Here is a 25,202-nt window from a genome sequence, read left to right as displayed (position 1 = left end):
CTCCAATATAATTGAGACTAACATGAGTACATCTTGCAAGCCAGCACCACAGAATAAAAAAGAATTCATTTCTGTTATCGGAGAAATACTAGTTAAGGATAATGGTAAGAAAAAATATTACACACCTGAAGAAGTGAAAAAAGCCCATAGAAAGAGTAAGTGGTATGATTATGTGGATTTATCATGTTGGGCAATGTCCGTTTTTACATCTCATGAAGCCTTTGATTTGTATCATGAATTAGCGGGTGAATCTTGTGATTATGTTGCGATGAAAACTGAAATGCTAAGCGGAATTTCTGCCTCTATCGTCACAGATTGGACCGATATTCCAGCTATTGACTTAGATGCTTCTTGGTTAGATTTTGGCGATGTGTTTGATGGTTTGCTAGAGGGTGTTGGAGAATTTGTTTCAGGAATTTTTGATGGTATTTAATTATGCAGAAATACTAGCTTTATAAGCCCCAATCGTCATCCCTTTATAGCTTTGGAAAGTCTTATTTAAGTGGCTGGAATCTGTAAAGCCTAATTCCAATGCTATTTCTGAAAATTGCATATCCGTATACTTTAATCGGGTTTCTACAAGTTTTAACTTGTAGTTGATGATGTACTTCTTTAATGAAACATCAGTATGCTTTTTAAAATATTCACTCATATAATTATCTGACATATGAAACTCCTCTGCCAGACTTTTGGTGGTAAGCAATTCGGAATTGTAAATATTGGCGTGAATGTAGTTGATGATTTGTTGAATTTTAGATGACTTCACATTCTTTACCGTATCTGCCGTATTAATGAATTGAATATTTCTAGCAATAAGATGTAGAATAACCGATACGGAATTTTGAATGATAAAAATATCAAAGGTCTGCTCGCTCATATATTCAGTCGCAACCATGTTAATAAGAGATACCAAGTGTGACCGGTCAGATTCGGTTGCAAATTGCATTTCACGAAGCTGATGACTTTCGCTATTTAGTATTTCTTCGATTTTTCGAAACCAATCGTTAACCGGTAAGGTTTCGTTTAGCGCAGATGTTTTTTTAAAAAAGCTCTTTAAAAATTTTATTGCCACTGTGGTGGTGGCAGAATCAGGGTTAACGATATAAATATCGTCAGGAATAAAAACAAAAACACTGTTAGAAGTATAGGGTACGGTATTACCGTTTATTTTAATAGTTCCTGTTCCTTTTTCAAAATATACAATTTCAAAAAAACGAATGGTAGTATACTTACAGAACTCAAAAAATGTTTGGTCTTTGTATTTCGCAATAACGATATTCTCTATAATAGTTCTAGCCATGAGTATAAAAGGTTACTTTACAGTTTTTACTTCGTTTTCCAGAGCTAAAAACTTATGGATGTCACTCACCACAATAGACCCCTCGCCTACTGCGGAAGCTACACGTTTTACAGAACCTGAACGCACATCGCCCACAGCAAAGAGTCCGGGTAAACTGGTCTCGAAAGTATAAGGCTTTCTATTGTTGAATACCGTTTCGTTTTTAAGGGCATTATCGCAAATGGTGAGACCCGTGTGCACAAAGCCTTTTGCATCGGTATCGATAATATTGTCTAGCCATTCGGTACAGGGTTTGGCGCCAACAAAAGTGAATAGGTAATTGATGTTATTCTCAATTAACGTCTCATTCTTTTTGATTTCAACCTTTTCTAAATACGTATCCCCGTCAACTTTAACCACGTTACTACTGGTCAATACTTCAATATTTTCGCAAGCGATGATACGTTGCACCAAATAATCGCTCATTTTGGCACCAATATCCTCATTTCTGATGATTACATAAACTAGGTGTGCATAATTAGCTAAAAATAATGCTGCTTGTCCCGCAGAATTACCACCGCCAACAATACCTATTTCACTATTCTTGCACATATTGGCATGCATAGATGTGGCGCTATAGTAAATACCAGAGCCTTCAAATTTTTCAATTCCCTCTAAAGGCAGTCTTCTATATGCAGCGCCGGTTGCAGCAATTACCGTTTTGGCTTTTAATGTTGAAGTGTTGTTAGAGTTGATTTCATAGTAACCTTCTTTTCGTTCAATGCCTTCCACTCTATGCGGTACCGAAATAGTACAACCAAACTTTTGAGCTTGAATGTAGCCGTTGTTGGCTAAATCCCTACCTGAAATACCTGTGGGAAATCCTAGGTAATTTTCAATCTTAGAGCTCTTGCCAGCTTGTCCGCCAGGAGAATTACTATCAATGGTCAATACACTCAATCCTTCTGAAGATGCGTATACGCTAGCAGCCAAACCTGCAGGCCCAGCGCCTACGACCAAAACATCATAGATTTCATCATCTAGTTCTAACCGAACTCCCGTACACATACCAATTTCATCAATTGATGGGCGAATAGAAATCTTATTCTGACTATTGATCAATACCGGTAAATCTGATTCCTTTAAGTTGAATGTATCTAACATCTGTACCAATCCGTCTTCCTTATCAGAATCTATAAAATTGTACCAGATATCATTCTTATCCATAAAATCACGGATAGCATACGTTTCATTAGAATGTTCAGAACCTATTAACTTTATACCCTGAACGTTGTTTTTTAATGCATCTTCCCGCAATAAAAAGGCGTTTAAGAGTACATCGCTAATATCGCTGAATTTAGCAATGGCGCTTTTTAGCTTTTCGGGACTAATTCGTATTAGTTGTGTATTTTCTAAAGTTTCTCCACATACACCAACCGTTCTATGAGATAAAATACTACTTGATCCAGAAAATTGATGCCTTCTATGTATGGTAAGGCTATCATCTTTTTTATCAGGATCAATAATTCTAATTCCGCCAGTAAGCACTACGAAAAAATCATAATGTTGATCACCAAAGTCCAACACCACGGTGGGCTCTTTATAAAATTCGATTTCACCGTAAGATTTAAGCTTCTCTACTTGCAGATCGGTAAGTTCTGGATATTTAGGGTCTATCATGATTGGTTGGTTTAATACGATACAAAAGCTTCATCTTTATAACACCAAAGCCATCTCTCGTTAGGTTCGGCAGAACTAATAACGGGATGGCTTGTTCTATTAAAATGAGCGGTAGCATGCTTGTTTTTAGAATCGTCACAGCACAGTGTAACACCACATTCTTGACATGTGCGTAGATGTACCCAGACATCGCCAAGTTTTACACATTCTTCACATACGTGCTCAGTAGCAGTTTTTAATTCTGAAATGGCATTAATATGTACACATGCATCTTGCTCCATGAAATATTGTTCTTATAATTAACTTACACTGGCACGTAACATCCAAGCCATTTCTTCATGTTCTTGTAAAAGTCCAGTTAAGAAATCTGCTGTACCTACGTCTTTCAAATCTTCTTCAATAGTTGGTATAATTTTTCTGATTTCAACTATAATAGTATCGTGGTCTGCTAATAGTACTTTCATATAATTTAAACTAGAATTATCACCTTCTATTTCTTCTGATAAGTGAGTTAATTCTAAAAATTGCTTTAGAGTACCTGGTGCATAATGACCTATTTTTCTAATACGTTCAGCTACACCATCAATAAATTCTTTAATAGCATTGTAATGATCTTCAAAGAATACATGTTTTGTATGAAAATCAATGCCTTCTAAATTCCAATGAGCCCTTAAGGTCTTGGTATAAAGTACATATTCATCTGCTAAAACTTTTGCTAAGTGCTCAGCGACTTTTTCTCTATTTTCTTCTGTAATTCCGATGTTCGTTTTCATATTTTCTTGTTTTTTATTTAATTCTTAAACTTCTCAGACAAATTAAGCATAGAAATTGATTTTTGCTAGTTCTTAATAAATTGTAAATAGCTCATTTACAATAATTATTAATGCTTTCAATCGCTATTTTTCAATCTGTAAGATTTGTTTTACGAATTATGCTATTCTTAAAAAAAATGAACATATTTAAGCTCGGTTTGTACGGGTAATATGGTTATTTACTAGGACGATGAGCGAAATATGTAAACCTAAATAGTTTAAATGGTCACTTCAAAATCACCGTTACTTCTTATATAAAGAACCGTTTCTTTAGCTGTTGAAATGATTGAGGTTGCGTTTTCTTCTGCGCCAAAATATGAAGGAGCGTCTAATTGATTTTTAGTTCCCTTTTTAGAGAACTGATGAGTTATACCACCAGAAATAACTACAGCTCTAAAATTAGGACTTAAATTTTTAATGCTTCCGCTAAAACCTACTGGTAATCTTAAAAGTGTTGCACGCAATTGATTTTTCTCGTGGCTTCCCCATAAAAAAGCAGTTTCAACATTACTCTTTGCAGAAACCCATTCAATATCGTTAGCATTTAGCCAAACCATATTGGTTTTGTCTACATTAATTGGTCTTTCGCCATTATCAAAAGCTTCAGATGTTGGTTGCACCAAATAAGGTCCTTCTTGAATATCCAAAAAAGCCATATTTTCATTATCATCAGCTGCTGTAATATGTGCTTCTCCTGCTGGTTGCTGCCAATAAGATCCTGCTGGCAACCACTGTTTTTCTGCTTTTTCATCGTCATTGTGTAATAAACCTTGTATTACAACACCTCTATAAGTAATGTTGTGAATGTGTGGCGGCGATGAAAATCCTTTTTTAAATTTCACTAAAAATCCTGCAGGTTCATTTTTTGTACGATCTCCCCAAAGTTTTCCGGCAGCCGGACTTTTGTCTCCACGTAATGGGTTTAACCAACCCCATTCTACATTGTCTGCCGTTACCACCTCATTTACAGATTTGGCAGGATCCGTTGTTGGTGTTTGTGCACTTGTATATGCCGTTGCTATTATTGCTAATACAAGTAATATTGTTTTTTTCATTTTGATATGTTTTATTTTTTTCTATTAATATTGTTTTAAATTGTTTGGTGTTTAATGGCAAACGTGTTCCTAAATTCTCGATACATTTTTATTTCAATGCTACTTCAATAAAACCACTCGAAGTGACAATCTCTTATATTGATTAATAGTTAAAATGTCAGTTCGAGTGAAATTCTATTTTCAGAATTTTATATCAAAAACCTATAATCTAAAAGGTTTCTAGATTCCTTCCCGTTGGTCACCAAAATTTTGGTGCATCAAAATTCAATCGAAGTGACTTACTAATTTTCTTTATCTGTCTTTTTTAAATAATCTGGTAATTCTTTGCTTAACCAATCTTGGCGTACAGGAACATGAACATCTAAATCCACTGTTTTTTCCAATGCCCAAAATTCGTGTGGTACATTTTCTGGAAAAACAATTACTTCTCCGCCAGAAACAATTACAAATTCCTCTTTGCCATCAATTATAGTCTTGATTTTTACCTTACCGGACATAATGTATGTTATCTGCTCATTAGGGTGTTTGTGCCAAGGAATATGTGCTCCTTTTTCCAAATCAAAAATGGTCATTTGCCCTTTTTCACCGTGAAACCATTTTCTTTTAATGCCTTCACCTATGGACTCAGATTCCATTTCATCAAAATTGAAATGTTGCACTTTTGAAGTGGCTACAGAATCTATGGTATTTACTTGAGCATTTGCCGTAGTACTTATAAATAATGCTGTTATAGCTACTGCTGCAAGTGTAATTTTAATTTTCATTTTTATAATTTTATGTTAGATATCCGTTGGAATGAAATTTTAAAAGTCATTAGTATCGAAAAGCAAGCGTGTTCCCAAATTCTCGATACATTTTTATTTCCATGCTATCTCAATAAAAACACTCGAAGTGACATTTATGATAATGGGTTTAAAATCCTTCTAAAACAATTTTACCTTTTGCTTTACCCGTTTCTAAAAAAGCATGCGCCTTTCTAAGATTTTCAGCGTTTATAGTTCCAAAATTTTCTCCTAACGTAGTTCTAATAGTTCCGTTGTCGATTAATTCAGAAGCTTTGTTTAAAATGTTATGCTGCTCTATCATATCTTCGGTCTGAAACATAGAGCGTGTAAACATTAACTCTATGTGCGTAGAAACTGCTTTACCTTTAAAAGGCATTACATTTAGCGATTTTGGATCGTCTATAAATCCGAATTTCCCTTGAGGTTTTATCAGTTTAGCAATTTCATCTACGTGGTGTTCCGTAGCATTTAAGCTTACTACATATTCTGGAGCCGGTAAATTGTATTTCTCGAACTCTTCGCTCAATTTATTTCTGTGGTTAATAACCGTGTCTACACCTAATTCTTTTAACCAAGACGTAGTTTCTTCACGAGAAGCCGTCCCAATAATATTTAGCTTCGTCAGTTTTTTAGCCAATTGCACCAAAATAGAACCTACACCACCGGCAGCACCGATAACCAAAATAGATTTATTGGCATCGTCTTTAGATACCTCTAATCGATCAAACAACATTTCATAGGCTGTAAGTGTGGTTAATGGTAATGCAGCAGCTTCAGCATAAGATAAACTTGAAGGTTTTTTACCCACAATACGCTCATCTACAACTTGATATTCGGCATTACTTCCTTGTCGTGTTAAATCACCGGCATACCAAACTTCATCTCCTACATTAAACAAGGTTACATCTTCTCCAATAGCAGTTACAATTCCCGTTGCATCCCAACCAATTACACTCCAATTATCATCTGGAGAAGGTCTATTGGATCTAATTTTATAATCTACAGGATTTACTGAAATTGCTTTTATTTCTACTAAAATATCTCTTCCCGTAGCTTTTGGAGTTTCCAATTCTACATCTTGCAAAGACTTTATATTGTCTATTGGAAGGTTCTCTTTGTATCCTATTGCTTTCATCTGTATTAGAATTTTTAAAATTATATTATCGTAAAAATTTCACTTTCCGCTAATCTAGATTTTGGCGTTTTATCAGGAGAGTTGAAATCAGATTCCGCTCTATATCCTAAAGAAACAGCAACTAAAGAGGTGAATCCTTTTTCTCTTAATCCGAATTCTTCATCTAAAGCTTTTACATCAATACCCTCCATGGGTGTAGCATCAATACCTAAACTTGCAACGCCTAATAAAAAATTTCCAATGTTAAGATAGACTTGCTTTTCCATCCAGTGCTGTAAATCTTTTAAATCGTATTTATGAATCCCTGTAAAAGCTTTTACAGCCCCTAAAAATCCATTTTTAATATCCTCATTAGGAAATCTTCCATCTTTATCTTGAGTGTCTGCAATGTGCTGGTAGTATGCATCATTCGCATCAATTTTAGAACAAAACAATACAACAGCAGAGGCATTAGTTACTTTTGGCTCATTGAAGCTAAAAAAACCTTGAGTTCCTTTTGCTATACGTGCTTTACCTTCTGCAGTTTCGGTAACTATAAAATGCCAAGGTTGAAGGTTTACACTAGAAGGACTCATTCTCAACAAGTTTTTGACTTTAGTCATATCTGCATCAGATATTTTCTTGCTTGTATTGTATTTTTTTGTTGTGTATCTCCAATCTAATGTTTCTTGTAAATTCATCTTTTTATATTTAATACCGTTGATTCTTATTTTAAAACAAAGATATATACACAAAACACTAAAGTAAGAGTACAAAAAAAGGAGAATAAGGTATAAATAGAGGTTTTTAAGTGGTAAAATCTTAAAATATTGCCAAAAGAAGCTTGTTACAGGTAAAATTACCGGTTTTTAATACATTAATTTAATGTTAAGCCTTTATAATTACAATTCTAATTGGTAAGCTCTGTCATTTTATAAGCAGAAACATTCTCAAGCTTATCTTTAGAGGCAAGTCTATAGGCAGCAATGTGATCACTTTGTGAATGTTTGGTCAAATAATCTTGATTCACCCATTTCTCGTGGAATAAAAATAGATTCGGGTTATCGTTATCTTGATGTAAGTCGTAAGCAATACAACCTTCTTCTCCTCTAGTGGGACTAATAAGTTTTAGCAATTCGGCTTTTATTTCTTCTCTAAATTCTTCTTTTACTAAAATGTGTACCACTAAGGTTAAATACGATTTTTTCATAAGATGCTGTAAATTGGTTCTAAAGTTAGAACTATAAAAGTAAAGATTGATGATGGATAAATTAACCAATCCACCTAAAGGTTAGGTTAATTCTTGGGGAAATCTGTTTTGCGGTCTTCGGTATTTTATGTTTCCAGTTTTCTTGGGTGGCGCCTTGCATCAATAAAAGACTGCCATTTGCTAATGGGATATCTACACGTTTTAAATCTGTTCTTGATACATGTTTTAATTGAAAAGGTCTGGTTGCACCAAAGGTAATTGAAGCAATAACCGTATTTTTTCGTTGTTCTCCTTTATAATCTTGATGCCAGTCTACACTATCTTTTCCGTCGCGATAATAATTGAGCAAACAGCGTGTAAATTTAATAGCTACCTCCTTCTCTATACGTTCTTTAATGAAAAGTAAATCATCATTCCATAAATGCATTTTACTTTTTGTATTCGTGTATTTAATGTCTTTGTCAACATCTCCATACCAAGCGGTCAACCTAGGGTAATCTACCAATTTACCGTGAATGCTAATTTGTTCTTGCTGCCATGGCGTATTATGAAGCAGACTTTTATACAGCTTGTTACTCTCTTCAATACTGAAGAAATTTTCGAACAACGTAATATCCGCTCCTGGTAAATCAAAAGTAGTTTTACGAACTTCTTCCGTTGAAAACAAATTGGTTTGATTAAATAAATCCATTTGAAAATAACATCTAGTAATCATCTATTATTACAAAGATACTGGCTTTGATAGTATTATGAAGTAGTTACAGAGGTTTAAATGGTATAAATAAAGGTTAATATTTGTAACGAGTATTTGTTTTACACTATTTTCGTTCATATATCACTTAATTATCCTAAAAATGCAAGTATTAGAAGCGTATAAACCTTTTGAAATACAAGAAATTGAGCTGGCGGATTGGAAACAACGACCTGTTAAAAATAATTTTTTTGAGCTGGTATTAATAAAGGAAGGAGAAGGTACCCAGTGCATCAACTACAATGATTACGCCTACGGCAAAAATAGCATGTTTTTGCTACCGCCTTTAAAATGCCATTCTTTTGCCATTGAAAAACCGACACGTTTTGTCTTTTTAAAGTTTACCGATTCTTTCTTTAAAAATGCGAATAGAATAACTATTGATAGAAATGAGTGGTTTAAAGAGGCATCGTACATTTTGTCAAATTATAATCAGTTGCCAGGTGATATCATTAAGAACGAATTAGACCGCAATTATCTTGAAAGCCTTATTGAAATGATACTCCAAGAGTCTAGAAATTATGGGGAAGAGTCTATAAATTTAGTGACTAGTTTAATGACTTGTATACTGGAAATTCTGATCCGTAATATAAAAAAGGGTAGCTACTTTGAATTATCAAAGAATAATTCTGATGAAAGAATCGCTAGAATGCTCGCTTATATAAATTCTAATATTCATAAGACAGAATTGTTAAAAGTTGAGAACTTGGCAGATGTTTTTATGATGTCACCCACTTATGTTAGTGAATATTTTAAAAAGCAAGTGAGCATGTCTTTAAGAGAGTATATCATTAAGGCAAAATTAAAGCTTGTAGAAATTCGCCTGCTAAATTCAGACTATACCTTGACCCAAATAGCAGATGATTTAGGTTTTACAGATGTAAGTCACCTTTCAAAAACCTTTAAGCGCTATACAGGTTCATCTATTCGTGATTTTAAAAATAAAGGAGAATACATGTTATTAAAAAGAGCATCTTGTACATCTACCATAAGTGCTTAAATAATTATTTTTTAAACTTCACTACAAAGGCACTATTTACTTTTTTCGCTAAGGCATATATTTTGTTCTAATGTGCATTATTAGGATATGACATTCTCCGTTTTTTTAACTCACATACGGTAAATATTTGTTCGTTTCCTTTTCCGTCAATTCTTATTTTAATCTAGTCAAAAGACATCTTTCATTCAGCGTAATTTAGTTTGAAATTAAAAAAAGACGCAATGAATTTAGAAGATAAAGTAATAATTATAACTGGCGCATCTAGTGGAATTGGTAAAGCAACTGCAGTAAAACTAGCTGAAAACGGTGCCAAAGTAGTGTTAATGGCACGTAGTGAAGATGAATTGAACGACCTTAAATCTGACATCGTAAAAAATGGAGGTCAAGCTTTGGTCGTGCCAGGTGATGTAACCAAAAAGGATGACTTTGAAAAAGTGGTTTCAAAAACCAAGCAAGAATACGGCAAAGTATCTGGTTTGGTAAATAATGCCGGATTAATGCCTTTATCATTTGTTGAAAAGTTGAAAACAGATGAATGGGACAAAATGGTGGATGTCAATATTAAAGGTGTTTTAAACGGTGTAGCAGCAGTTTTACCTGCGTTAAAAGAAAATAAAGGTGGAAACATTATTAATATTTCTTCCATGGCGGCAAATAGATATTTTCCTGGTGGAGCAGTGTACTGTGCTACAAAATCTGCAGTAAAAATGTTTTCAGAAGGGCTTCGTCAAGAATTGGCACCTAAATATGGCATCAATATTACATCTATTGAACCAGGTGCTGTGGCCACTAACTTAACGAGCACCATTTCAGATGAAGATATTAAGGAGAAAATGAAAGAAATGCAGAAAATGGAAACCTTAGAAGCCGAAGATATCGCGAATTCTATTTTCTATGTATTAACCCAGCCTGAAAGAGTTAATATCAATGACGTTTACTTGGTACCAAGTGAGCAACAATAATAATTTAAATAAAAAAATATGTCAACGACAACAAAACAAGATACATTCAAGACAATAAATCCCACAACGGGCAAAGAGATTGCTTCACACACCTACATGACAGATGAACAGGTTGAAGAAAGCATTCAACAGTCTCACAAAGCGTTTTTAAAATGGAAAACAAAATCTATTGAAGAGCGCGGCGAGATTATTAAATCGATAGGTAAAGAGCTTCAGAATTACAAGAAAGAACTTGCTGAGTTAATGACCGATGAAATGGGTAAATTGCTTTCACAGAGCAATCATGAAGTAGATTTATGTACTTCCATCTGTAATTATTCTGCAGAGAATGCACCAGAATTTTTAAAAAGCGAAGAACGTAAATTAGACAACGGTAGAGGAATAATTACCTATTCCCCTATTGGGATTATATATGGAATACAGCCATGGAATTACCCAAGCTATCAGGTATTACGATATACGATAGTAAACTTGATGGCGGGTAATAGTATTTTACTAAAGCATGCATCGAACGTAACAGGAACAGCTAAGTTATTGAAATCAATTTTTGATACGGCAGGTTTACCAGAAGGTCTTTTCAATGTCATGGTGATTGAGCACGAGCAATCTAATGCTATAATAGAGCATAAATTGGTACGTGGTGTTACCTTAACCGGTAGCCCTGTAGCTGGAGAAAAAATTGGAGAAAAAGCCGGTGCACAATTAAAGAAAACAGTATTGGAATTAGGTAGCAATGATGCCTATTTGGTACTTGATGATGCAGATATAGATTTAGCTGTAGAAAAAAGTGTAATGGGGCGTATCTATAACAACGGAGAAACTTGTATTGCCGCAAAGAGATTTATCGCTACGGAAAAAGTATATGATGAGTTTAAGGAAAAGTTTGTGAAAGCGATGGATGCTCTAAAAGTTGGTAATCCTAAAAATGAAGATACCGAATTAGGACCTATGGCGCGTGAAGATCTTAGGGATAAAATTCACGAGCAAGTACAGGAAAGTGTGGAAAATGGAGCCGATGTATTGTGCGGAGGAAAAATTCCTGAAGGGGAAGGTTACTTCTACCCTACTACCGTACTAAGTAATGTAAAACCAGGTCAACCCGCTTACGACGATGAGTTATTTGGACCCGTTGCTTCTTTGATAAAAGCGAAAGACGACGAAGATGCTATGCGTATTGCCAATGATAGTAGATTTGGTCTTGGTGGCGGAATATTTTCCAAAGATGTTGAAAAGGCTACAGAACTAGCAGAAAAACATTTTGACACGGGAATGGTATTTATAAACTCCTTCGGATTGGCAGAACCAAGTATGCCATTTGGCGGAGTAAAAGACTCTGGTTATGGACGTGAACATGGCGGTTTCGGGATGAAAGAGTTCGTAAATGTGAAGTCCATCATTATAGTGGATGATAAATAAAAGAACTTAAAAAGGGGCAGTCAAATGACTGCCCTTTTTATATGGTATAACTATGTTTTTTATAAACTTTCGTTAAAAAATGAATGTTCATTCTTTTTTGTAATATCTTTGAAGTGTCTAAAAAGAAATGGATTAAAAATGTGATATGTGTTATAGCAAAGTATACCTATAATAGCATTTGTAATCACATATCTCTTTGACAATAATTTAGAATAGAATTTAAATAATAACTTATGAATAAGTCCATTAATTTAAAAAAACGTCCGGTAGGTACTCCTACCCTTTCTGACTTTGAATTTGTTGAAACTGACGTAAATCCCAGCATTTCTGAAGGTCAACTATTGTTAGAAGCCAAATATATTTCTGTCGATCCATATTTAAGAGGTCGTATGAGCGATGCGAAGTCATATGTACCTCCATTTAATTTAGATGAGCCCATAAGCTCTGGGGTTGTTGCGGAAGTAGTTGAGTCTAAAAATAGTAATTTCAGTAAAGGAGACTTTGTATCAGGATTATTGCAATGGAAAGAAAAGCAAGTTTCAACAGGTGAAGGTTTGCAAAAAATAGATAAAAGTAAGGCTCCACTTAGTGCATATTTAGGTATCGTCGGCATGACGGGCTTAACAGCTTTTTTAGGTCTTCACGAAATTGGGAAGCCTAAAAAAGGGGAAACTTTAGTAGTATCTGGTGCTGCAGGTGCCGTTGGTAGTGTTGTGGGTCAGATAGGTAAAATTCTCGGCTTAAATGTTATTGGTATTGCCGGTACGGATGAAAAGATTGATATGCTAAAATCTGAATTTGGTTTTGACCATGGTATCAACTACAAAACCACTAAAGATATGCAAGCTGCCATAAAAGAAGCAGCCCCTAACGGTGTAGATATCTATTTTGATAATGTAGGCGGACCTATATCCGATGCTGTTCTCTTCAATATCAATCAGTTTGCAAGAATTATTATTTGTGGTGCTATATCAGTTTATAATAAAACAGAAATTCCAATGGCAGTAGCTGTACAACCATTCTTAGTTAAGAATAGTGCATTAATGCAAGGTTTTATAGTTTCTAATTATGCGGACAAATTCCCTGTAGCCATGAAGCAATTATCTACTTGGTTGGGTGAAGGTAAATTAACGTACAAAGAAACCATTGTAGAAGGATTTGAGCATACACCACAAGCATTCTTAGATATGATGGATGGTAAGAATAAAGGTAAAATGATAGTTAAGGTGTAACTATTTAATTAACTATAAATTAATAACTTAAAAAAAATAACAATGAAAATATTATTTGTATTAACGTCTCATGATGAATTAGGGGACACAGGAAAAAAAACAGGATTTTGGATTGAAGAGTTTGCCGCTCCGTATTACGCATTATTAGACAAAGGCGCTGAGATTACGGTAGCTACTCCAAAAGGTGGTCAAGCACCAATTGATCCAAGTAGTGATTCTGAAGACGCTCAGACAAAAGATACAAAGCGTTATAAGGATGATAAAGATGCGCAAAGCGTTATTAACAATACAAAGAAATTAGCAGACGTAAATGCTTCTGATTTTGATGCGGTATTTTACCCAGGTGGTCACGGACCTTTATGGGATTTAGCGAACGATGCTACCTCAATTAAATTGATCGAAACATTTAATGAGCAAGCGAAACCAGTAGCATTTGTATGTCACGCGCCTGCAGCCCTAAAAGGTGTTAAAGGAACTGATGGAAATCCTTTAGTAAAAGGTAAGAAAGTAACCGGATTCACAAATAGTGAGGAAGCGGCTGTACAGTTGACAGAAGTTGTTCCTTTCTTAGTAGAAGACATGTTACAAGAAAATGGAGGAATCTATTCTAAAAAAGAAGATTGGGCAGCATACGCAATCCAAGATGGTAATTTAATTACAGGTCAAAACCCTGCATCATCTGAATTGGTTGCGGAGAAGTTATTGGCAGCTTTGAAATAATATTTAGAATATTTAATAAAAAAGCCCGTAAACAATAGTTTACGGGCTTTTTATGTTTACTACTTAATCAATCTATCAACTTTCTTCTAATAATGCTTCAACATCGGTTATCAATTGCGCTATCGAAGCTCGGTTGAGTCCGTTATAAATACCGCGTATATGTTTATTTTTATCAATCAACAGAAAGTTTTCTGTGTGTAGAAAATCGTCAATATCCTTAGGAATACCTAAATCATTTTCCACAAAATATTCATTTCTTCCTAAATTGTAAATTTCGTTTTTATCACCAGTAACTAAGTGCCATTTAGAATCTATTACTCCGTTTTTTTCGGCATAAGTTTTAAGTACGGAAACCGAATCTATTGAAGGAGTTACTGAATGTGAAAGAATAGCTACTTCATCATTGTCTAAAAACGCTTCTTGTACTTTGGTCATATTATTCGTCATTTTAAGACAAATACCAGGGCAAGTAGTAAAAAAGAAATCAGTAATATAAATTTGGTTTTCGAAAGACTTCTGTGTCAATGTATCTCCTAACTGATCTACCAGCTTAAAATCAGGAATTTTGTGAAATTGTTTTTCTTCATCAGTATTAGGAGTTATCCAATGTGGGGTAAATGATTCATCATTATAATAAGGCAAGTGCTCTACCCTACTGGTCTCTTTAACCTGTATGTTCTCTTTTTTTACTGTTTGTTTACAAGCAGCAAAAAGAAGTACAACAACTATAGAAAGTACTGTCTTGTTCATAATAATTCGTTTTCTGATCTAATTACAACTTCATCTTCTAATTGATAGCAAGAATTGGCTCTTCTTAATCCAAAAATACGTCCGTTTTTGGCTTCGTAATTTACATACAAGGTTCCGTTTTTTAGCCACGCTTTTTGTAATCCCTCCTCTTGTCCATTTACTAAATTGCGTTCTTTTGCCAATTGACCGTCTGGATACCATTTTTTCTCCTTACCATGCATTTTGCCATTAACATACATGGCATCTTGTGCCAATTGTCCATTTTCCCACCATGATTTATAACTGCCTTCTATTCTGTTATCTTTATAATAATACTCTACCCGCAATACGCCGCTTGCGGAAAACCTTTGCACAACACCTTGTCTTTTTCCTTCAATAAAACCCACCTTTTCAGCCAGTTGCCCATTCTCATGTAAAGCTAATGAATAGCCATCATAAGGTGAGTTTTTATAATACCATGTACCTTCTAATTGATTTAGTTCTAATTCTTCCTTAAACTTAGTTACATTTTCAATAACCAATTGCTCTTCCTTATTTTCTGTTGTTTCAGGTGCATGTTTACAGCTGTTCAATGAAATGAACAAAAGCGAAACGAATAAATAAAGAGAAGTGAATTTCATAAATATTAGTATCCTTGGTATGGACCGGCAAAAGCCAAGTACGAACCTGTTGTTGAATATACCTCATTAATGATATGGTAGTGATATTCCTCTTCACCATCTGTATATTGTGTAGTGGAAGTATGTCCGCCAGAAGCATCTAAATCCGTAGGATAATCTCCGGTTGCACTACATTTTCTTCCGTAAAGAAAAATGCCATCCAATAATATACCTACTAGGTTATCATCATCATCCGTAAAAGCTTTAGGCTCTAAATGGTAATGATAAACTCCAGGACCAATATGAGCACCTGTCCAGTCTAAACTACCTGCAGCCTGGTCTAACGCCCCACCACCTTCTTGATCATTAAAAATTGAGGAACCACTTACTGCTATACCAATAGTATTCAATTCTGTTTCTACAGTGCTCCCCGTTAAATTAGGAGTAGCATCTACACGAATAGTTGTTGCATTATTATTGCTGGACATAATGCTAGGGGTTTTATCCACATCATCTTCCTCTCTGTAAAGAGAATTACCCTCTCCCCAATAAACAGTTTCATGATTAGGTAAACCTGTGGTCTCAATGACCACCTCAGATCCGTCTAAATAAATGGTAACTGCATCTGTATTAAAAGCAGCATATGCAGCATGCAGTTCAGTAGCGATTTCTTCATCTTCCTCTTCACTATCAGAACTTACAATATCTTCAAGAACATCATCATCTACACTATCACTACTACATGCTACTAAGGTTATAAACGAAAGGGCTATTACTAATGAAATGGATAAAAAACTTTGGGAACTATTTTTTCTCATAATATTTAGTTTATTTGGGCATTTTTAAGCGCTGACTATAAAGAGTTTTTTTACTTAATTAAATCGTATTGATTTGTGATACTATTTTAGATTAATCTATCTACCACCATTCTCACCTTGTGGACCTAGGTCTCCTCCAATTTGAGTCACTGTACCATCAATGGTAAAGAAATCACCTGAATCCGTTCCTCCACTGTAAGTTCCTGAAGTATATAGCCCGTTGCTTTCAGAACCGTTACTCACGGTACCTCCTGTATAGATTATATATGTTTCTCCTGTCTCTAATTTTGCATTGGAATATATAATGGTGTTTACACGATAAGGAACTTCATATGTTAAGGCTTCAGTACCATCTTCTGATTGAATGTTCAATAAAGTATTGGCACTTATACCATCAAAAATTACGGTGTTTTGAGTACTTGCACTTTCTGTAGGAAAAGAAGTGTTTAAAGCTAAACCTAAAATAGTACCACCTGTAACCTTAAATAGATTATCATCTGTATCAAAGCTTCCATCAGGTTCGTCTGTTCTAACGGATATGGCAATTGTAGTACCACCGGTAATCGTTATACCTTCATTACTATCTATGGCATCGTTAAGTGTGCTTTTTACAAAAGTATTACCCCCATTGATGTATAAGGTTCCAATAGCATTGAGTCCGTCATCATAAGCATCAATATTTATAGTACCATCATTTATGGTCATCATACCTTTGGCTTCCATTCCTTCTCCTTCAGAAGTTGTAATGGTAAACTCACCACCATTTATTGTTAAATTAGGAGTAATTGAATCATCTGGTTCATCTTCATCATCAATATCGTAAGAAGCAACGATTCCATCATCTATAGCATTTATATTAAACGTACCGGAATTAATGATGATATAACCTTCTTCACAATCCATACCATCACTGCTTGCATTTATATTGATCGTACCTCCATCGACTATGATATAATCATTAGTATGCATTCCATCTGATGCAGCTTCAGACACCGTAATTGTACCGCTAATAACCCTGATGTAATCATCACTTGCAATACCATGTTTATAGTTACCGGCAACATTAAGAGTACCTGTTCCAGAGAAAACCAATTGACCTTCACTAAAGAATGTAGCTTTGGCATCTTCATCATCTGGGATATCACTATAACTAGCAGCATCGATTAGATTGTTTGTACCCTCTAATAACACGAAAATGGTTTTTGATGATTGAATGTTTATTGCAGGACCATCATTATTTGTAATACTTAAATCGGTAAGTGATAATTTAAATTTTTTATCGCTGTACATTTTTAACATTCCGTCTGTAGTGGTCCCTGAAACTTCATAGGCTACTTCTGAAATAGTGGAACTAACCGTAACATCTGCTCCGTCTTGTGTAATAACTACATCATCTGGAACCGGATTGGTAATTGTAACAGATGTTTCTGAAAATACAATTTCAACCGTATTTGTAAAAGTGGCGTTTTCTACTAAATCATCTTCGTCGGCACCCGTATTATCTGTATCACCTTCTGCCGTACCAGATGCATTAGTACTTGTTATTTCTATTTCTTCCGTGGATATTGCTATGTCATTTTCACTATCATCACTACTACAAGAACTAAAAACTACTAGTGCTAATATGAAACTCGTCGCCGTTTTAAATGCTCTATACTTCATAATATTAAGATTTAATCGATTGTTGATTTAATATTTAATGACACAAGTATATGAATATGTTGGTAGCAGAATTTTAACATTCAGTAAATCACATATAGAATTAAGTGAATACCTATTCTTTTATGGTCAACTAATTTTAGAAAATGAATATATAGCTGAAAATGTAGGCGTTGGAGTAACCAAACCGGTTCGGTTTTGATTAAAACAAAAATGGAGCAACTCATATTAGTTGCTCCATTTTAAATAATATCTAGATATTATTTATAGATCATTGTTTGAAAAAATAATCTTGTGTATTAATAAACTAAAAGCTAAAAGGCTCAATACGATCAAAATGATATATTTAGAATCAAAACCTGCATTTTGTTGATTAACTATAACAAACTTATTTCCGCTAGCTTTGAGTTCTAAAGAATGCTCGTTTTCATTATTTAAGATAAACTGATCTTTACTGAAGCCATCTTTAAAAATGAACAATGCACTTTGGCTTCTACCAATATCCTTAAAGGTGGTGTTTGTTACCTTTAAGGACTGTAAATTAGAAGGTATTCCAAATACTTCGAATACGACTTTAGTTTCATGCCCTAGCTTTACTATACCTTGACCAAAGTTGATTTTTGAGCCATTGTCATAGCTAATTTCAAGGTTATTCTTAATATGCTCTAAAACCATTTGTTGAAACTCCTCGGGGGTTTTATACGGAGTTTCAGAAAAATGTGTTCGCACTTCTTGCTGAAAAGCCGTTAAGGAAGAACTAATCTGAAGTACCCAAATATTATTTTCTTTCTCTACTAACATTGTGGTAGAGACATCTGGGTTATGAGCATAACCTAGCATGGAACATAGCACTACGATACAAACTGATATATACTTTTTCATATCCTTGATTTTAATTTACGTACGCACCCTTCAATCCATCGATAAAATTATTGTTCCCTGCTGCATCTACGTGATAATGATAACCTCTTGTATCATCTGTATGCCCTCTTAATTCATCTAAGTCAGTAGCCTCTACACCACTACTGTCCGCTAGTTCGTAAATACCGAAACCGTCTAGAGCATAACCTATTAGTGCGGCATGACCATCATCTTGAATTATTTTTGTGCTAAAACCTGTAGCAGCATGATAATGGTATCCTTGGTTAACATTGATATGCCCTCCAGCATCATCAAAAGGAGCTAATGTATAAGCACCCAATATATTATCAACAGGCGCCGGAGCAGAAAATTCAATTCCATTTAAGGCAACACCACGTGTTGAAGGAGCTGAAGTTGTTCCCGGACCACCTGGTCCACCACCACCAGTAGTAAAAAATACAGCTGTTTCTTGTATTACAGGGGTAATAGGTATTGTCCAAGTCTGACTTAGATCGGTTATATAAGAAGGAAGACATTCTACACAAAAATTCTCATATTCGTCACCAACATTTGGGTTAGCCGCATTTTCACAATCTTCTTGTGTATCGGTAATATAAATATCACCATTAGCATCGTACATTAACCAATTTGGGTCATCATAGAATGTCGCCATATTTTCAACGAAAGCACCATCTACATCATATACTTCGCCACCTTCTAACCAAATACCACCTTCTGTAGCGTCATCTTCAATATTACCAGGGCACCAAGGTCCCATTTCATGATCTCCAGGTAGACTGGTAGTTACTATTTGATAGCAATCAGTTTCTGTACCATCTGATAATGTGCAGGGTACGGTTGTAATAGTAACAGAGCCATCTGTTGTATAAAAGTAAGAAGCATCTACACTTACCGTATTTGTATCTTCATCAGTGGTGTCATCGTCTGTGTCGTCAGAAGTTGTATCGTCTTCATCTTCAATTACCGAATCATCTGTAGTTGAAGAGTCATCACTGCTACAACTTACAAAACCAATAGCGGTAAAGGCGAAAAGGAAGTAGGCCAAAATCAAATATTTGTTTTTTTGTATCATAATTTTAGGTTTAAATTGATAATATATTAAAGGAATTAAGGTCTGTTCAATTCTTGATTCAACTTTGTGGCAATTGTTTTAGTTTTCTCTTTTAAGCTTTTAGCAATCGTCAATTGACCCTTGGTCTGTAGTAATCTGTCTATTACACTATTTTGATATTCACGACTAACAAGTAGTTCTGGGTAATTAGACTGATTCCCATAATTTTTAATACGTTGATAATTATAACTATTCTGCGGCAAAATTTCCATAAGAGAAATGTGTTTTTCTATTACGGGTTTCAAACGATCTGTAATTATATTTTCAATCTTGTTTTGTTGATTATTAAAACTATCTAATTCGTTAGGGTATGCAGAAATTAATTGTTTAAGTGAATCACTTTCAATAAACTCGAATTTATTGGTAGCATTGATAGAATTAATGGCTTCATCTCTTACTATTGTCTTGTTGTAATTTAAATTTACTATCAGAGATTTTGCATCCTGTGTTAATTTCTTGGGCTGTGTTCCTAGATAATTAATGGTATTTTGAAGCATTTGTATACTTCTTGTGTATTCTACAATAGCACTATCTAAAACAACCAAATTCGTATCTAATTCTTGGCTTAAACTTTTATATATTTTAATCTCAACAACTCTATTTTTTCTAGTCTCATTCATATTATTGATTTTCCAGGCAATTAAAAGACCCACCACAATCAATAAAATTTCACCTAGAGCATAAATGAAATACGTTTTAAATTTTTCTAGTTTCAATAACTTACTTCTAACCTTTCTGAATAAGACCATACTTTTGTATTTACCTTCTTATTTTAAATAAAGCTTCATGATCACTCATGAAGCTTTGGGCTAACTACAACAAAAATTATTGATTCAAATTTTTATTTAAAATGAGAGAAAAATTAATTTCTAGGTCTTCCTTTTGGTTTTGGAGCCTCATCAAATTCTTCTTCTGAAATAAAACCATCTTCATTGGCATCTATTTCAGAAAAGTTATCCTTTAAAGGACCTTTTACTTCATCTTCCGAAAGCTGACCATCTTCATCTGCATCCATTTCTTCTAAAAGTTTGGCATATGTAGGTGGTTCTTTTCTTTCTCCTCTAGATTGTGCGTTAACAGCTACAGTTCCAAATGCAACTAACATTGCAAATAGTAATCCTGTTTTTAAAGTAATACGTTTCATATATTTTAATTTTATAGTTAATATTCGAATACAAAGATGTAAGAAACTTTAATGTAATATGAGCGCATTAAGTATTTGCTGTTTACTTTTAAGTGAATGCCATATTATAAACAGCGAACTCTTTATTATAACCTATTTATCGCCATATTTACGGGGTATGTTTGATTTTTTATTCCTTTTATTTGCATCATGAACAGACATAAGAATTTTATATTTCATGTAGCCCTATGGTTACTGATTTGGTCAATTGCATGGATTTTTAGTGGCAGTGATATTCAATTTGCAGTTGAGAATGGATTGGCACTCTTATTTCAGATTGTAGTAATTGCGATATTGATTTATTATACGGTTCCACAATTATTACTTAAAAAAAAGTATATAGCATTTACTATAGTTTCTATAATTACGGTTTTTGTGGTCACGCTAATTTTAACCAATATTGTTCCTGATCAAATACTAGGATCTGAAAATACGATAAGACAGATGCCTGGTCCTGGATTTGGACAGGGACCCGGAGCTGGCGGACCAGGAACGGGACCTAGATTTGAAGATGGACCACCATTAGATATTAATCGTAGACCACCTTCAAGGTATTTTATTAATTTGTTACTAATTGCCTTAGCTTATGTGATTGCTACCCTTGTTGAAATATTTTTATTTGCTCGGCGAAAAGAAGAGGAAATCGTAATCAATAAAAATGAGGCTTTGCAGACAGAGTTGAAGCTATTGAAATCACAGATTAATCCGCATTTTTTATTCAATGCTTTGAACAATATATATGCATTGTCTGCCATAGATTCTGGAAGAACACAACAAAGTATTAGTTACTTGTCAGATATGCTTAGGTATGTTTTATACGAGTGCGAGCAAGAAATTGTGCCACTTTACAAGGAGATAGATTACATTGAAAATTACATAAAACTGTTTTGTCTAAAAAGTAGTAAAACATATCCTATAACGACGACTTTTTCAATTGAGGATCAAAATGTTGAAATAGTACCTATGTTATTGATTCCTTTTTTGGAAAATGCCTTAAAGCATAGTAATATTGAAAAAGTAACAGGAACCTTTATTAATCTTAAAATTACTGCTACCGAAAGTAGTATTGATTTTGAGCTAGAGAACAGTAAACCTGAATTTAAGGTAGTAAAGGATGATGTTGGCGGTATTGGAATAGATAATGTAAAAAAACGATTGGCAATTCTATACCCAAACCGTCATGAATTACTAATTAATGAAACCACAGAGGCTTTTAAAGTGAATTTAAAACTGCAGTTGAATGAATAGTATAAATTGTATAGTCGTAGATGACGAAGAATTGGCACGAGCCCTACTGATAAGTTATATCGAAAAATTAGATTTTTTGAATTTGGTGGGAGAGGCTGAAAATCCGTTAGAGGCTTTACAATTAATGAAAGAACATGATGTAGATGTTTTGTTTTTGGACATTCAAATGCCTGAGATAAAAGGAACTGATTTTGCTAAAATGGTAGATTCTAATACTAAGATAATTTTTACCACAGCATACTCCCAATATGCTTTGGAAGGATATGAATTAAATGCAGTAGATTATCTATTAAAACCAATAACGTTTGAACGTTTTGTTACTGCTGTAAATAAGGTGAAAAGCAATAAAATAGTAGAAAAGTCCGATTCATTTACTATTAAATCCGGCTATGATTTACATAAGGTGAAATTTGAAGATATTCAGTATATAGTTAGCGATAGCGAGTATGTTACCTTCCATATGGCTGACAAGAAAATTATAAGTAATCAACGTTTAAAAGCCTTAGAACAAGAGTTGCCGAGTGCCATGTTTATGAGAGTGCATAGATCATATATCATTAATAAAAACAGTGTAACCGGCTTAAAAGGTAGAGATTTATTATTGTCTGATGTTATGATACCCGTTAGTGATTCTTACTATGACCGGGTAAAAGATGAATTGTTTTAATTCGTAATTCTTTCCAATTTTATACTATTCAATTGTTCAATATTTCAGAAATTATTGAATAACTTCTAAGTGTCTAATTTTAAGTAGACTACACTCATCACTCTTAAATTGTGAATATCTATTGCATTTTTTGGCTTTTCAAACTATGACTAAGAAGTATATTTAGCACCCCAAAATAAAAGGAAATTATGAGTGCAACGTGGTACGAGTGTAAAATAAAATATAGAAAGCTAGACGAAGCTTCAGGAATGTTAAAGGTAAAAACAGAGCCATTTTTGGTTGATGCCATTTCCTATACTGAAGCCGAAAGTAGAATCACCGAAGAAATGTCGGTTTACTTAAGCGATACAGAAGAAATTAAAATCACCAATATTAAGGTGGCAAATTTTGCCGAGATTCATCCGTTCGAAAATTCAGACAGATGGTTTAAATCTAAAGTTTCTTTAATTGCTTTTGACGAAGAAAGTGGTAAGGAACGTAAAACGAACATGTATTTACTAATACAGGCGAATGATGTAAAGGAAGCTTATGACAATACCATAAGTGTTATGAAAGATACTATGGGTGAATACTCTGTGCCGTCAATAGCAGAATCTCCAATTATGGATGTTTTTCCATATTTCTCTGGTGAAGAAGATGATATGGAACGAGTAGAAAAATTCAATGTATTAAAAGATTCGGTTCTAGTTGATAATTCAATGGATGAAGAGTTGGAGCTAAGTGATGTAATGTCAAGCGAAGAATAAGCGCTGTTAGATATATAACATGAAAAAAGAGGACCCACTGGGTCCTCTTTTTTATTATATCAATATAAAGTTTACTGCTTTTAAGACTGTGTTTATTACATGTACGATATCTCTATAATTTTAAAAATACGTTCTACTTTACCTAATTGCAATGTTGCAATATCACCAACATGTTTAGAAATTAATAGTCGTGCAATAGGTGATAGAAACGAAATTTTACCTTTCGCTATGTTTGCCTCATCAACACCAACTATTTGAAATTGTTGTGGTGTTTCTGCATTATCAATTACTACTGTTATAGTGGCACCGAAACGAATTTCATTTTGTGGTTGATTTTTTAGGTCTACAATTTTAGCACTTGCAATTCGCTCATTCAGTAATTGTAATTTCGCATTGATAAAATTACTTGCAATACGTCTTTCATTCTCATTGTCATGTTGTAAAGATTCTTTTTCAACCAAAAAGCCATTCCTTTCTGCTAACAAATTATTATACCCAATTTTAGTAACGTAATTAACGGCTCCGTTAGGTAAATCTGCCCTAGGCGGCACCATCGGTATTTCTTCCTGATCTTCTTCTTTTACAAACCCTCTGCTCATTGTTATTTAGTTTGTAATGAAGTTAAAGGTTATGGCAATGAGGTATTAATGAGATTAAAAATATAATTATCTCAAATAATCAAATTTTAAGAAAATAGTGCTTTATAATATTAATCGTCTTTAAGTAGAAATGCAATCAGATAGCTTTTTTTATCAATGGTATCAATTTTTAACCTTAAGAATTTAATGAATTGTCATTAATGTATTCTAGAAATCGGGGCTTGTACTGTTCAGAGACCGTAATGCGTTGCTTATTGATAATGATTTGACTACGTTCAATTACTTCAACATATTTTAGAGCTACAATGAATGATCGGTGTACACGCATAAAATTAGCAGCAGGTAGTTCTTCTTCTAAACTTTTAAGACTCATAAGAGTTAATATAGGTTTAGGATTATCTATTAGCCAAATTTTAATGTAGTCTTTTAATCCTTCAAAATATAATACATCTGCCAACTTAATTCGCAGTTGTTTGTATTCTGACTTTACGAAAAGAAACTCCTTTTCTTGCGGTATTTCTTGAGTTTGATTGGTTTTATTTCCTCTTACTAATGAAAACCACTCTAAAGCTTTGTTGGAAGCAGTTAAGAATTCAGCGTAATCAAAAGGTTTAAGTAGGTAATCTAAAGCCTCTACTTTAAAGCCTTCTAAGGCATATTGGTCAAAGGCGGTGGTGAAGATGACCTTAGAATTTTTTGGTAACATTTTAGAAAACTCAATTCCTGTTAAATCTGGCATTTGAATGTCAAGAAAAAGAAGATCAACCTGTTCTATATTTAAAAACTGCATAGCTTCAATTGCGCTATTACATTTTCTAATCAACTTTAAATATGGGGTTTTTTCTACATAACTCTCTACTAGATTAACAGCCATAGGCTCATCATCAACAATCATACAGGTTATTTGAATAGCTTCCATATTAG

30 protein-coding genes are annotated in these 25,202 nt (G+C 34.0%); 10 read left to right on the top strand and 20 right to left on the bottom strand.

The genetic code is table 11. From position 1 onward, the window contains the following. Positions 1–22 precede the first annotated feature (22 nt). Complete coding sequence (locus tag UH1x_RS19175; RefSeq protein WP_482623641.1) at positions 23–433, top strand: hypothetical protein; 411 nt, start codon at positions 23–25, stop codon at positions 431–433. On the opposite strand, the gene UH1x_RS19170 is transcribed toward UH1x_RS19175, so the two are convergent. The 10 genes from UH1x_RS19170 to UH1x_RS19125 all read right to left on the bottom strand — a co-directional run bounded on the left by UH1x_RS19170 (position 434) and on the right by UH1x_RS19125 (position 8,626). Continuing rightward, positions 434–1,300 carry an AraC family transcriptional regulator gene (locus UH1x_RS19170; RefSeq protein WP_482623639.1) on the bottom strand — a complete coding sequence of 289 codons (867 nt, stop codon included), beginning with the start codon at positions 1,298–1,300 and terminating at the stop codon, positions 434–436. It lies immediately after the preceding gene. A gap of 12 nt (positions 1,301–1,312) precedes the next feature. Then, positions 1,313–2,959, bottom strand: coding sequence for an FAD-dependent oxidoreductase (locus UH1x_RS19165; RefSeq protein WP_482623637.1), 1,647 nt, complete (start codon positions 2,957–2,959; stop codon positions 1,313–1,315). An 11-nt stretch (positions 2,960–2,970) separates the two neighbouring features. Continuing rightward, positions 2,971–3,240 carry a UBP-type zinc finger domain-containing protein gene (locus UH1x_RS19160; RefSeq protein WP_482623635.1) on the bottom strand — a complete coding sequence of 90 codons (270 nt, stop codon included), beginning with the start codon at positions 3,238–3,240 and terminating at the stop codon, positions 2,971–2,973. 18 nt (positions 3,241–3,258) lie between these two features. Continuing rightward, positions 3,259–3,732: a Dps family protein gene (locus UH1x_RS19155; RefSeq protein WP_405397003.1), complete on the bottom strand. Its 474-nt coding sequence runs from the start codon at positions 3,730–3,732 to the stop codon at positions 3,259–3,261. A 257-nt stretch (positions 3,733–3,989) separates the two neighbouring features. Next, positions 3,990–4,826, bottom strand: a complete 837-nt coding sequence (locus UH1x_RS19150; RefSeq protein WP_482623633.1) for a DUF4437 domain-containing protein — start codon at positions 4,824–4,826, stop codon at positions 3,990–3,992. Between the two features lie 281 nt (positions 4,827–5,107). Next, complete coding sequence (locus UH1x_RS19145) at positions 5,108–5,590, bottom strand: cupin domain-containing protein (protein ID WP_482623631.1); 483 nt, start codon at positions 5,588–5,590, stop codon at positions 5,108–5,110. Positions 5,591–5,738: 148 nt separating this feature from the next. Continuing rightward, complete coding sequence (locus tag UH1x_RS19140) at positions 5,739–6,746, bottom strand: zinc-binding alcohol dehydrogenase family protein (protein WP_482623629.1); 1,008 nt, start codon at positions 6,744–6,746, stop codon at positions 5,739–5,741. Positions 6,747–6,766: 20 nt separating this feature from the next. Next, positions 6,767–7,426, bottom strand: coding sequence for an oxygen-insensitive NAD(P)H nitroreductase (nfsB, locus tag UH1x_RS19135; protein WP_482623627.1), 660 nt, complete (start codon positions 7,424–7,426; stop codon positions 6,767–6,769). Between the two features lie 209 nt (positions 7,427–7,635). Next, a complete protein-coding gene (locus tag UH1x_RS19130; RefSeq protein ID WP_036154492.1) occupies positions 7,636–7,935 on the bottom strand; it encodes a putative quinol monooxygenase in 300 nt (99 codons plus the stop codon). 61 nt (positions 7,936–7,996) lie between these two features. Further along, entirely contained in the window at positions 7,997–8,626 is a 630-nt protein-coding gene (locus UH1x_RS19125) for an alpha-ketoglutarate-dependent dioxygenase AlkB family protein (protein WP_482623625.1), read from the bottom strand. A 163-nt stretch (positions 8,627–8,789) separates the two neighbouring features. On the opposite strand from UH1x_RS19125, the gene UH1x_RS19120 reads away from it, so the two are divergent. The 5 genes from UH1x_RS19120 to UH1x_RS19100 all read left to right on the top strand — a co-directional run bounded on the left by UH1x_RS19120 (position 8,790) and on the right by UH1x_RS19100 (position 14,016). Next, positions 8,790–9,686, top strand: a complete 897-nt coding sequence (locus tag UH1x_RS19120) for an AraC family transcriptional regulator (RefSeq protein WP_482623623.1) — start codon at positions 8,790–8,792, stop codon at positions 9,684–9,686. Between the two features lie 221 nt (positions 9,687–9,907). Then, positions 9,908–10,648 (top strand): SDR family oxidoreductase, encoded by a 741-nt coding sequence (locus tag UH1x_RS19115; RefSeq protein WP_396634443.1) that lies wholly within the window; start codon positions 9,908–9,910, stop codon positions 10,646–10,648. Between the two features lie 18 nt (positions 10,649–10,666). Beyond that, entirely contained in the window at positions 10,667–12,064 is a 1,398-nt protein-coding gene (locus UH1x_RS19110; protein WP_482623621.1) for an NAD-dependent succinate-semialdehyde dehydrogenase, read from the top strand. 233 nt (positions 12,065–12,297) lie between these two features. Further along, positions 12,298–13,296: an NADP-dependent oxidoreductase gene (locus tag UH1x_RS19105; protein WP_482623619.1), complete on the top strand. Its 999-nt coding sequence runs from the start codon at positions 12,298–12,300 to the stop codon at positions 13,294–13,296. A gap of 42 nt (positions 13,297–13,338) precedes the next feature. After that, positions 13,339–14,016, top strand: a complete 678-nt coding sequence (locus UH1x_RS19100; protein ID WP_396634446.1) for a type 1 glutamine amidotransferase domain-containing protein — start codon at positions 13,339–13,341, stop codon at positions 14,014–14,016. 75 nt (positions 14,017–14,091) lie between these two features. Here UH1x_RS19100 and UH1x_RS19095 read toward each other — a convergent pair whose 3' ends face one another. The 4 genes from UH1x_RS19095 to UH1x_RS19080 all read right to left on the bottom strand — a co-directional run bounded on the left by UH1x_RS19095 (position 14,092) and on the right by UH1x_RS19080 (position 17,845). Next, complete coding sequence (locus tag UH1x_RS19095; protein ID WP_482623618.1) at positions 14,092–14,766, bottom strand: SCO family protein; 675 nt, start codon at positions 14,764–14,766, stop codon at positions 14,092–14,094. Further along, on the bottom strand, positions 14,763–15,386 hold the full coding sequence (locus tag UH1x_RS19090) for a toxin-antitoxin system YwqK family antitoxin (protein ID WP_482623616.1): 624 nt from the start codon (positions 15,384–15,386) through the stop codon (positions 14,763–14,765). The genes UH1x_RS19095 and UH1x_RS19090 overlap by 4 nt, the downstream gene beginning before the upstream one ends. 5 nt (positions 15,387–15,391) lie before the next feature. Then, positions 15,392–16,183 carry a YHYH protein gene (locus tag UH1x_RS19085; RefSeq protein ID WP_482623614.1) on the bottom strand — a complete coding sequence of 264 codons (792 nt, stop codon included), beginning with the start codon at positions 16,181–16,183 and terminating at the stop codon, positions 15,392–15,394. A gap of 96 nt (positions 16,184–16,279) precedes the next feature. Beyond that, entirely contained in the window at positions 16,280–17,845 is a 1,566-nt protein-coding gene (locus UH1x_RS19080; protein WP_482623612.1) for a carbohydrate-binding domain-containing protein, read from the bottom strand. Positions 17,846–17,882: 37 nt separating this feature from the next. Here UH1x_RS19080 and UH1x_RS19075 point away from each other — a divergent pair, with 37 nt between their 5' ends. Next, complete coding sequence (locus tag UH1x_RS19075; RefSeq protein WP_482623610.1) at positions 17,883–18,044, top strand: hypothetical protein; 162 nt, start codon at positions 17,883–17,885, stop codon at positions 18,042–18,044. A 62-nt stretch (positions 18,045–18,106) separates the two neighbouring features. Here UH1x_RS19075 and UH1x_RS19070 read toward each other — a convergent pair whose 3' ends face one another. The 4 genes from UH1x_RS19070 to UH1x_RS19055 form a co-directional block, all read right to left on the bottom strand. Beyond that, a complete protein-coding gene (locus UH1x_RS19070) occupies positions 18,107–18,724 on the bottom strand; it encodes a hypothetical protein (protein WP_482623608.1) in 618 nt (205 codons plus the stop codon). A 10-nt stretch (positions 18,725–18,734) separates the two neighbouring features. Continuing rightward, a complete protein-coding gene (locus UH1x_RS19065) occupies positions 18,735–19,796 on the bottom strand; it encodes a YHYH protein (protein ID WP_482623606.1) in 1,062 nt (353 codons plus the stop codon). A 35-nt stretch (positions 19,797–19,831) separates the two neighbouring features. Then, positions 19,832–20,551 carry a DUF6090 family protein gene (locus UH1x_RS19060; RefSeq protein WP_482623604.1) on the bottom strand — a complete coding sequence of 240 codons (720 nt, stop codon included), beginning with the start codon at positions 20,549–20,551 and terminating at the stop codon, positions 19,832–19,834. 146 nt (positions 20,552–20,697) lie between these two features. Further along, positions 20,698–20,979 carry an EF-hand domain-containing protein gene (locus tag UH1x_RS19055; protein ID WP_482623602.1) on the bottom strand — a complete coding sequence of 94 codons (282 nt, stop codon included), beginning with the start codon at positions 20,977–20,979 and terminating at the stop codon, positions 20,698–20,700. A 189-nt stretch (positions 20,980–21,168) separates the two neighbouring features. Between UH1x_RS19055 and UH1x_RS19050 the strand changes: the two genes are divergently transcribed. The 3 genes from UH1x_RS19050 (at position 21,169) to UH1x_RS19040 (ending at position 23,679) form a co-directional block, all read left to right on the top strand. Further along, positions 21,169–22,266 carry a sensor histidine kinase gene (locus UH1x_RS19050; RefSeq protein WP_482623600.1) on the top strand — a complete coding sequence of 366 codons (1,098 nt, stop codon included), beginning with the start codon at positions 21,169–21,171 and terminating at the stop codon, positions 22,264–22,266. Then, complete coding sequence (locus UH1x_RS19045; protein WP_482623598.1) at positions 22,259–22,933, top strand: LytR/AlgR family response regulator transcription factor; 675 nt, start codon at positions 22,259–22,261, stop codon at positions 22,931–22,933. The genes UH1x_RS19050 and UH1x_RS19045 overlap by 8 nt, the downstream gene beginning before the upstream one ends. Before the next feature lie 188 nt (positions 22,934–23,121). Beyond that, complete coding sequence (locus UH1x_RS19040) at positions 23,122–23,679, top strand: DUF4494 domain-containing protein (RefSeq protein WP_482623596.1); 558 nt, start codon at positions 23,122–23,124, stop codon at positions 23,677–23,679. Between the two features lie 95 nt (positions 23,680–23,774). Here UH1x_RS19040 and UH1x_RS19035 read toward each other — a convergent pair whose 3' ends face one another. After that, on the bottom strand, positions 23,775–24,278 hold the full coding sequence (locus UH1x_RS19035; RefSeq protein ID WP_482623594.1) for a GreA/GreB family elongation factor: 504 nt from the start codon (positions 24,276–24,278) through the stop codon (positions 23,775–23,777). Positions 24,279–24,453: 175 nt separating this feature from the next. Beyond that, a complete protein-coding gene (locus tag UH1x_RS19030; RefSeq protein WP_482623592.1) occupies positions 24,454–25,197 on the bottom strand; it encodes a LytR/AlgR family response regulator transcription factor in 744 nt (247 codons plus the stop codon). Between the last annotated feature and the right edge of the window lie 5 nt (positions 25,198–25,202).

The organism is Maribacter sp. UH1, from assembly GCF_056839145.1.
This window is presented reverse-complemented; position numbering and strand designations above follow the sequence as displayed.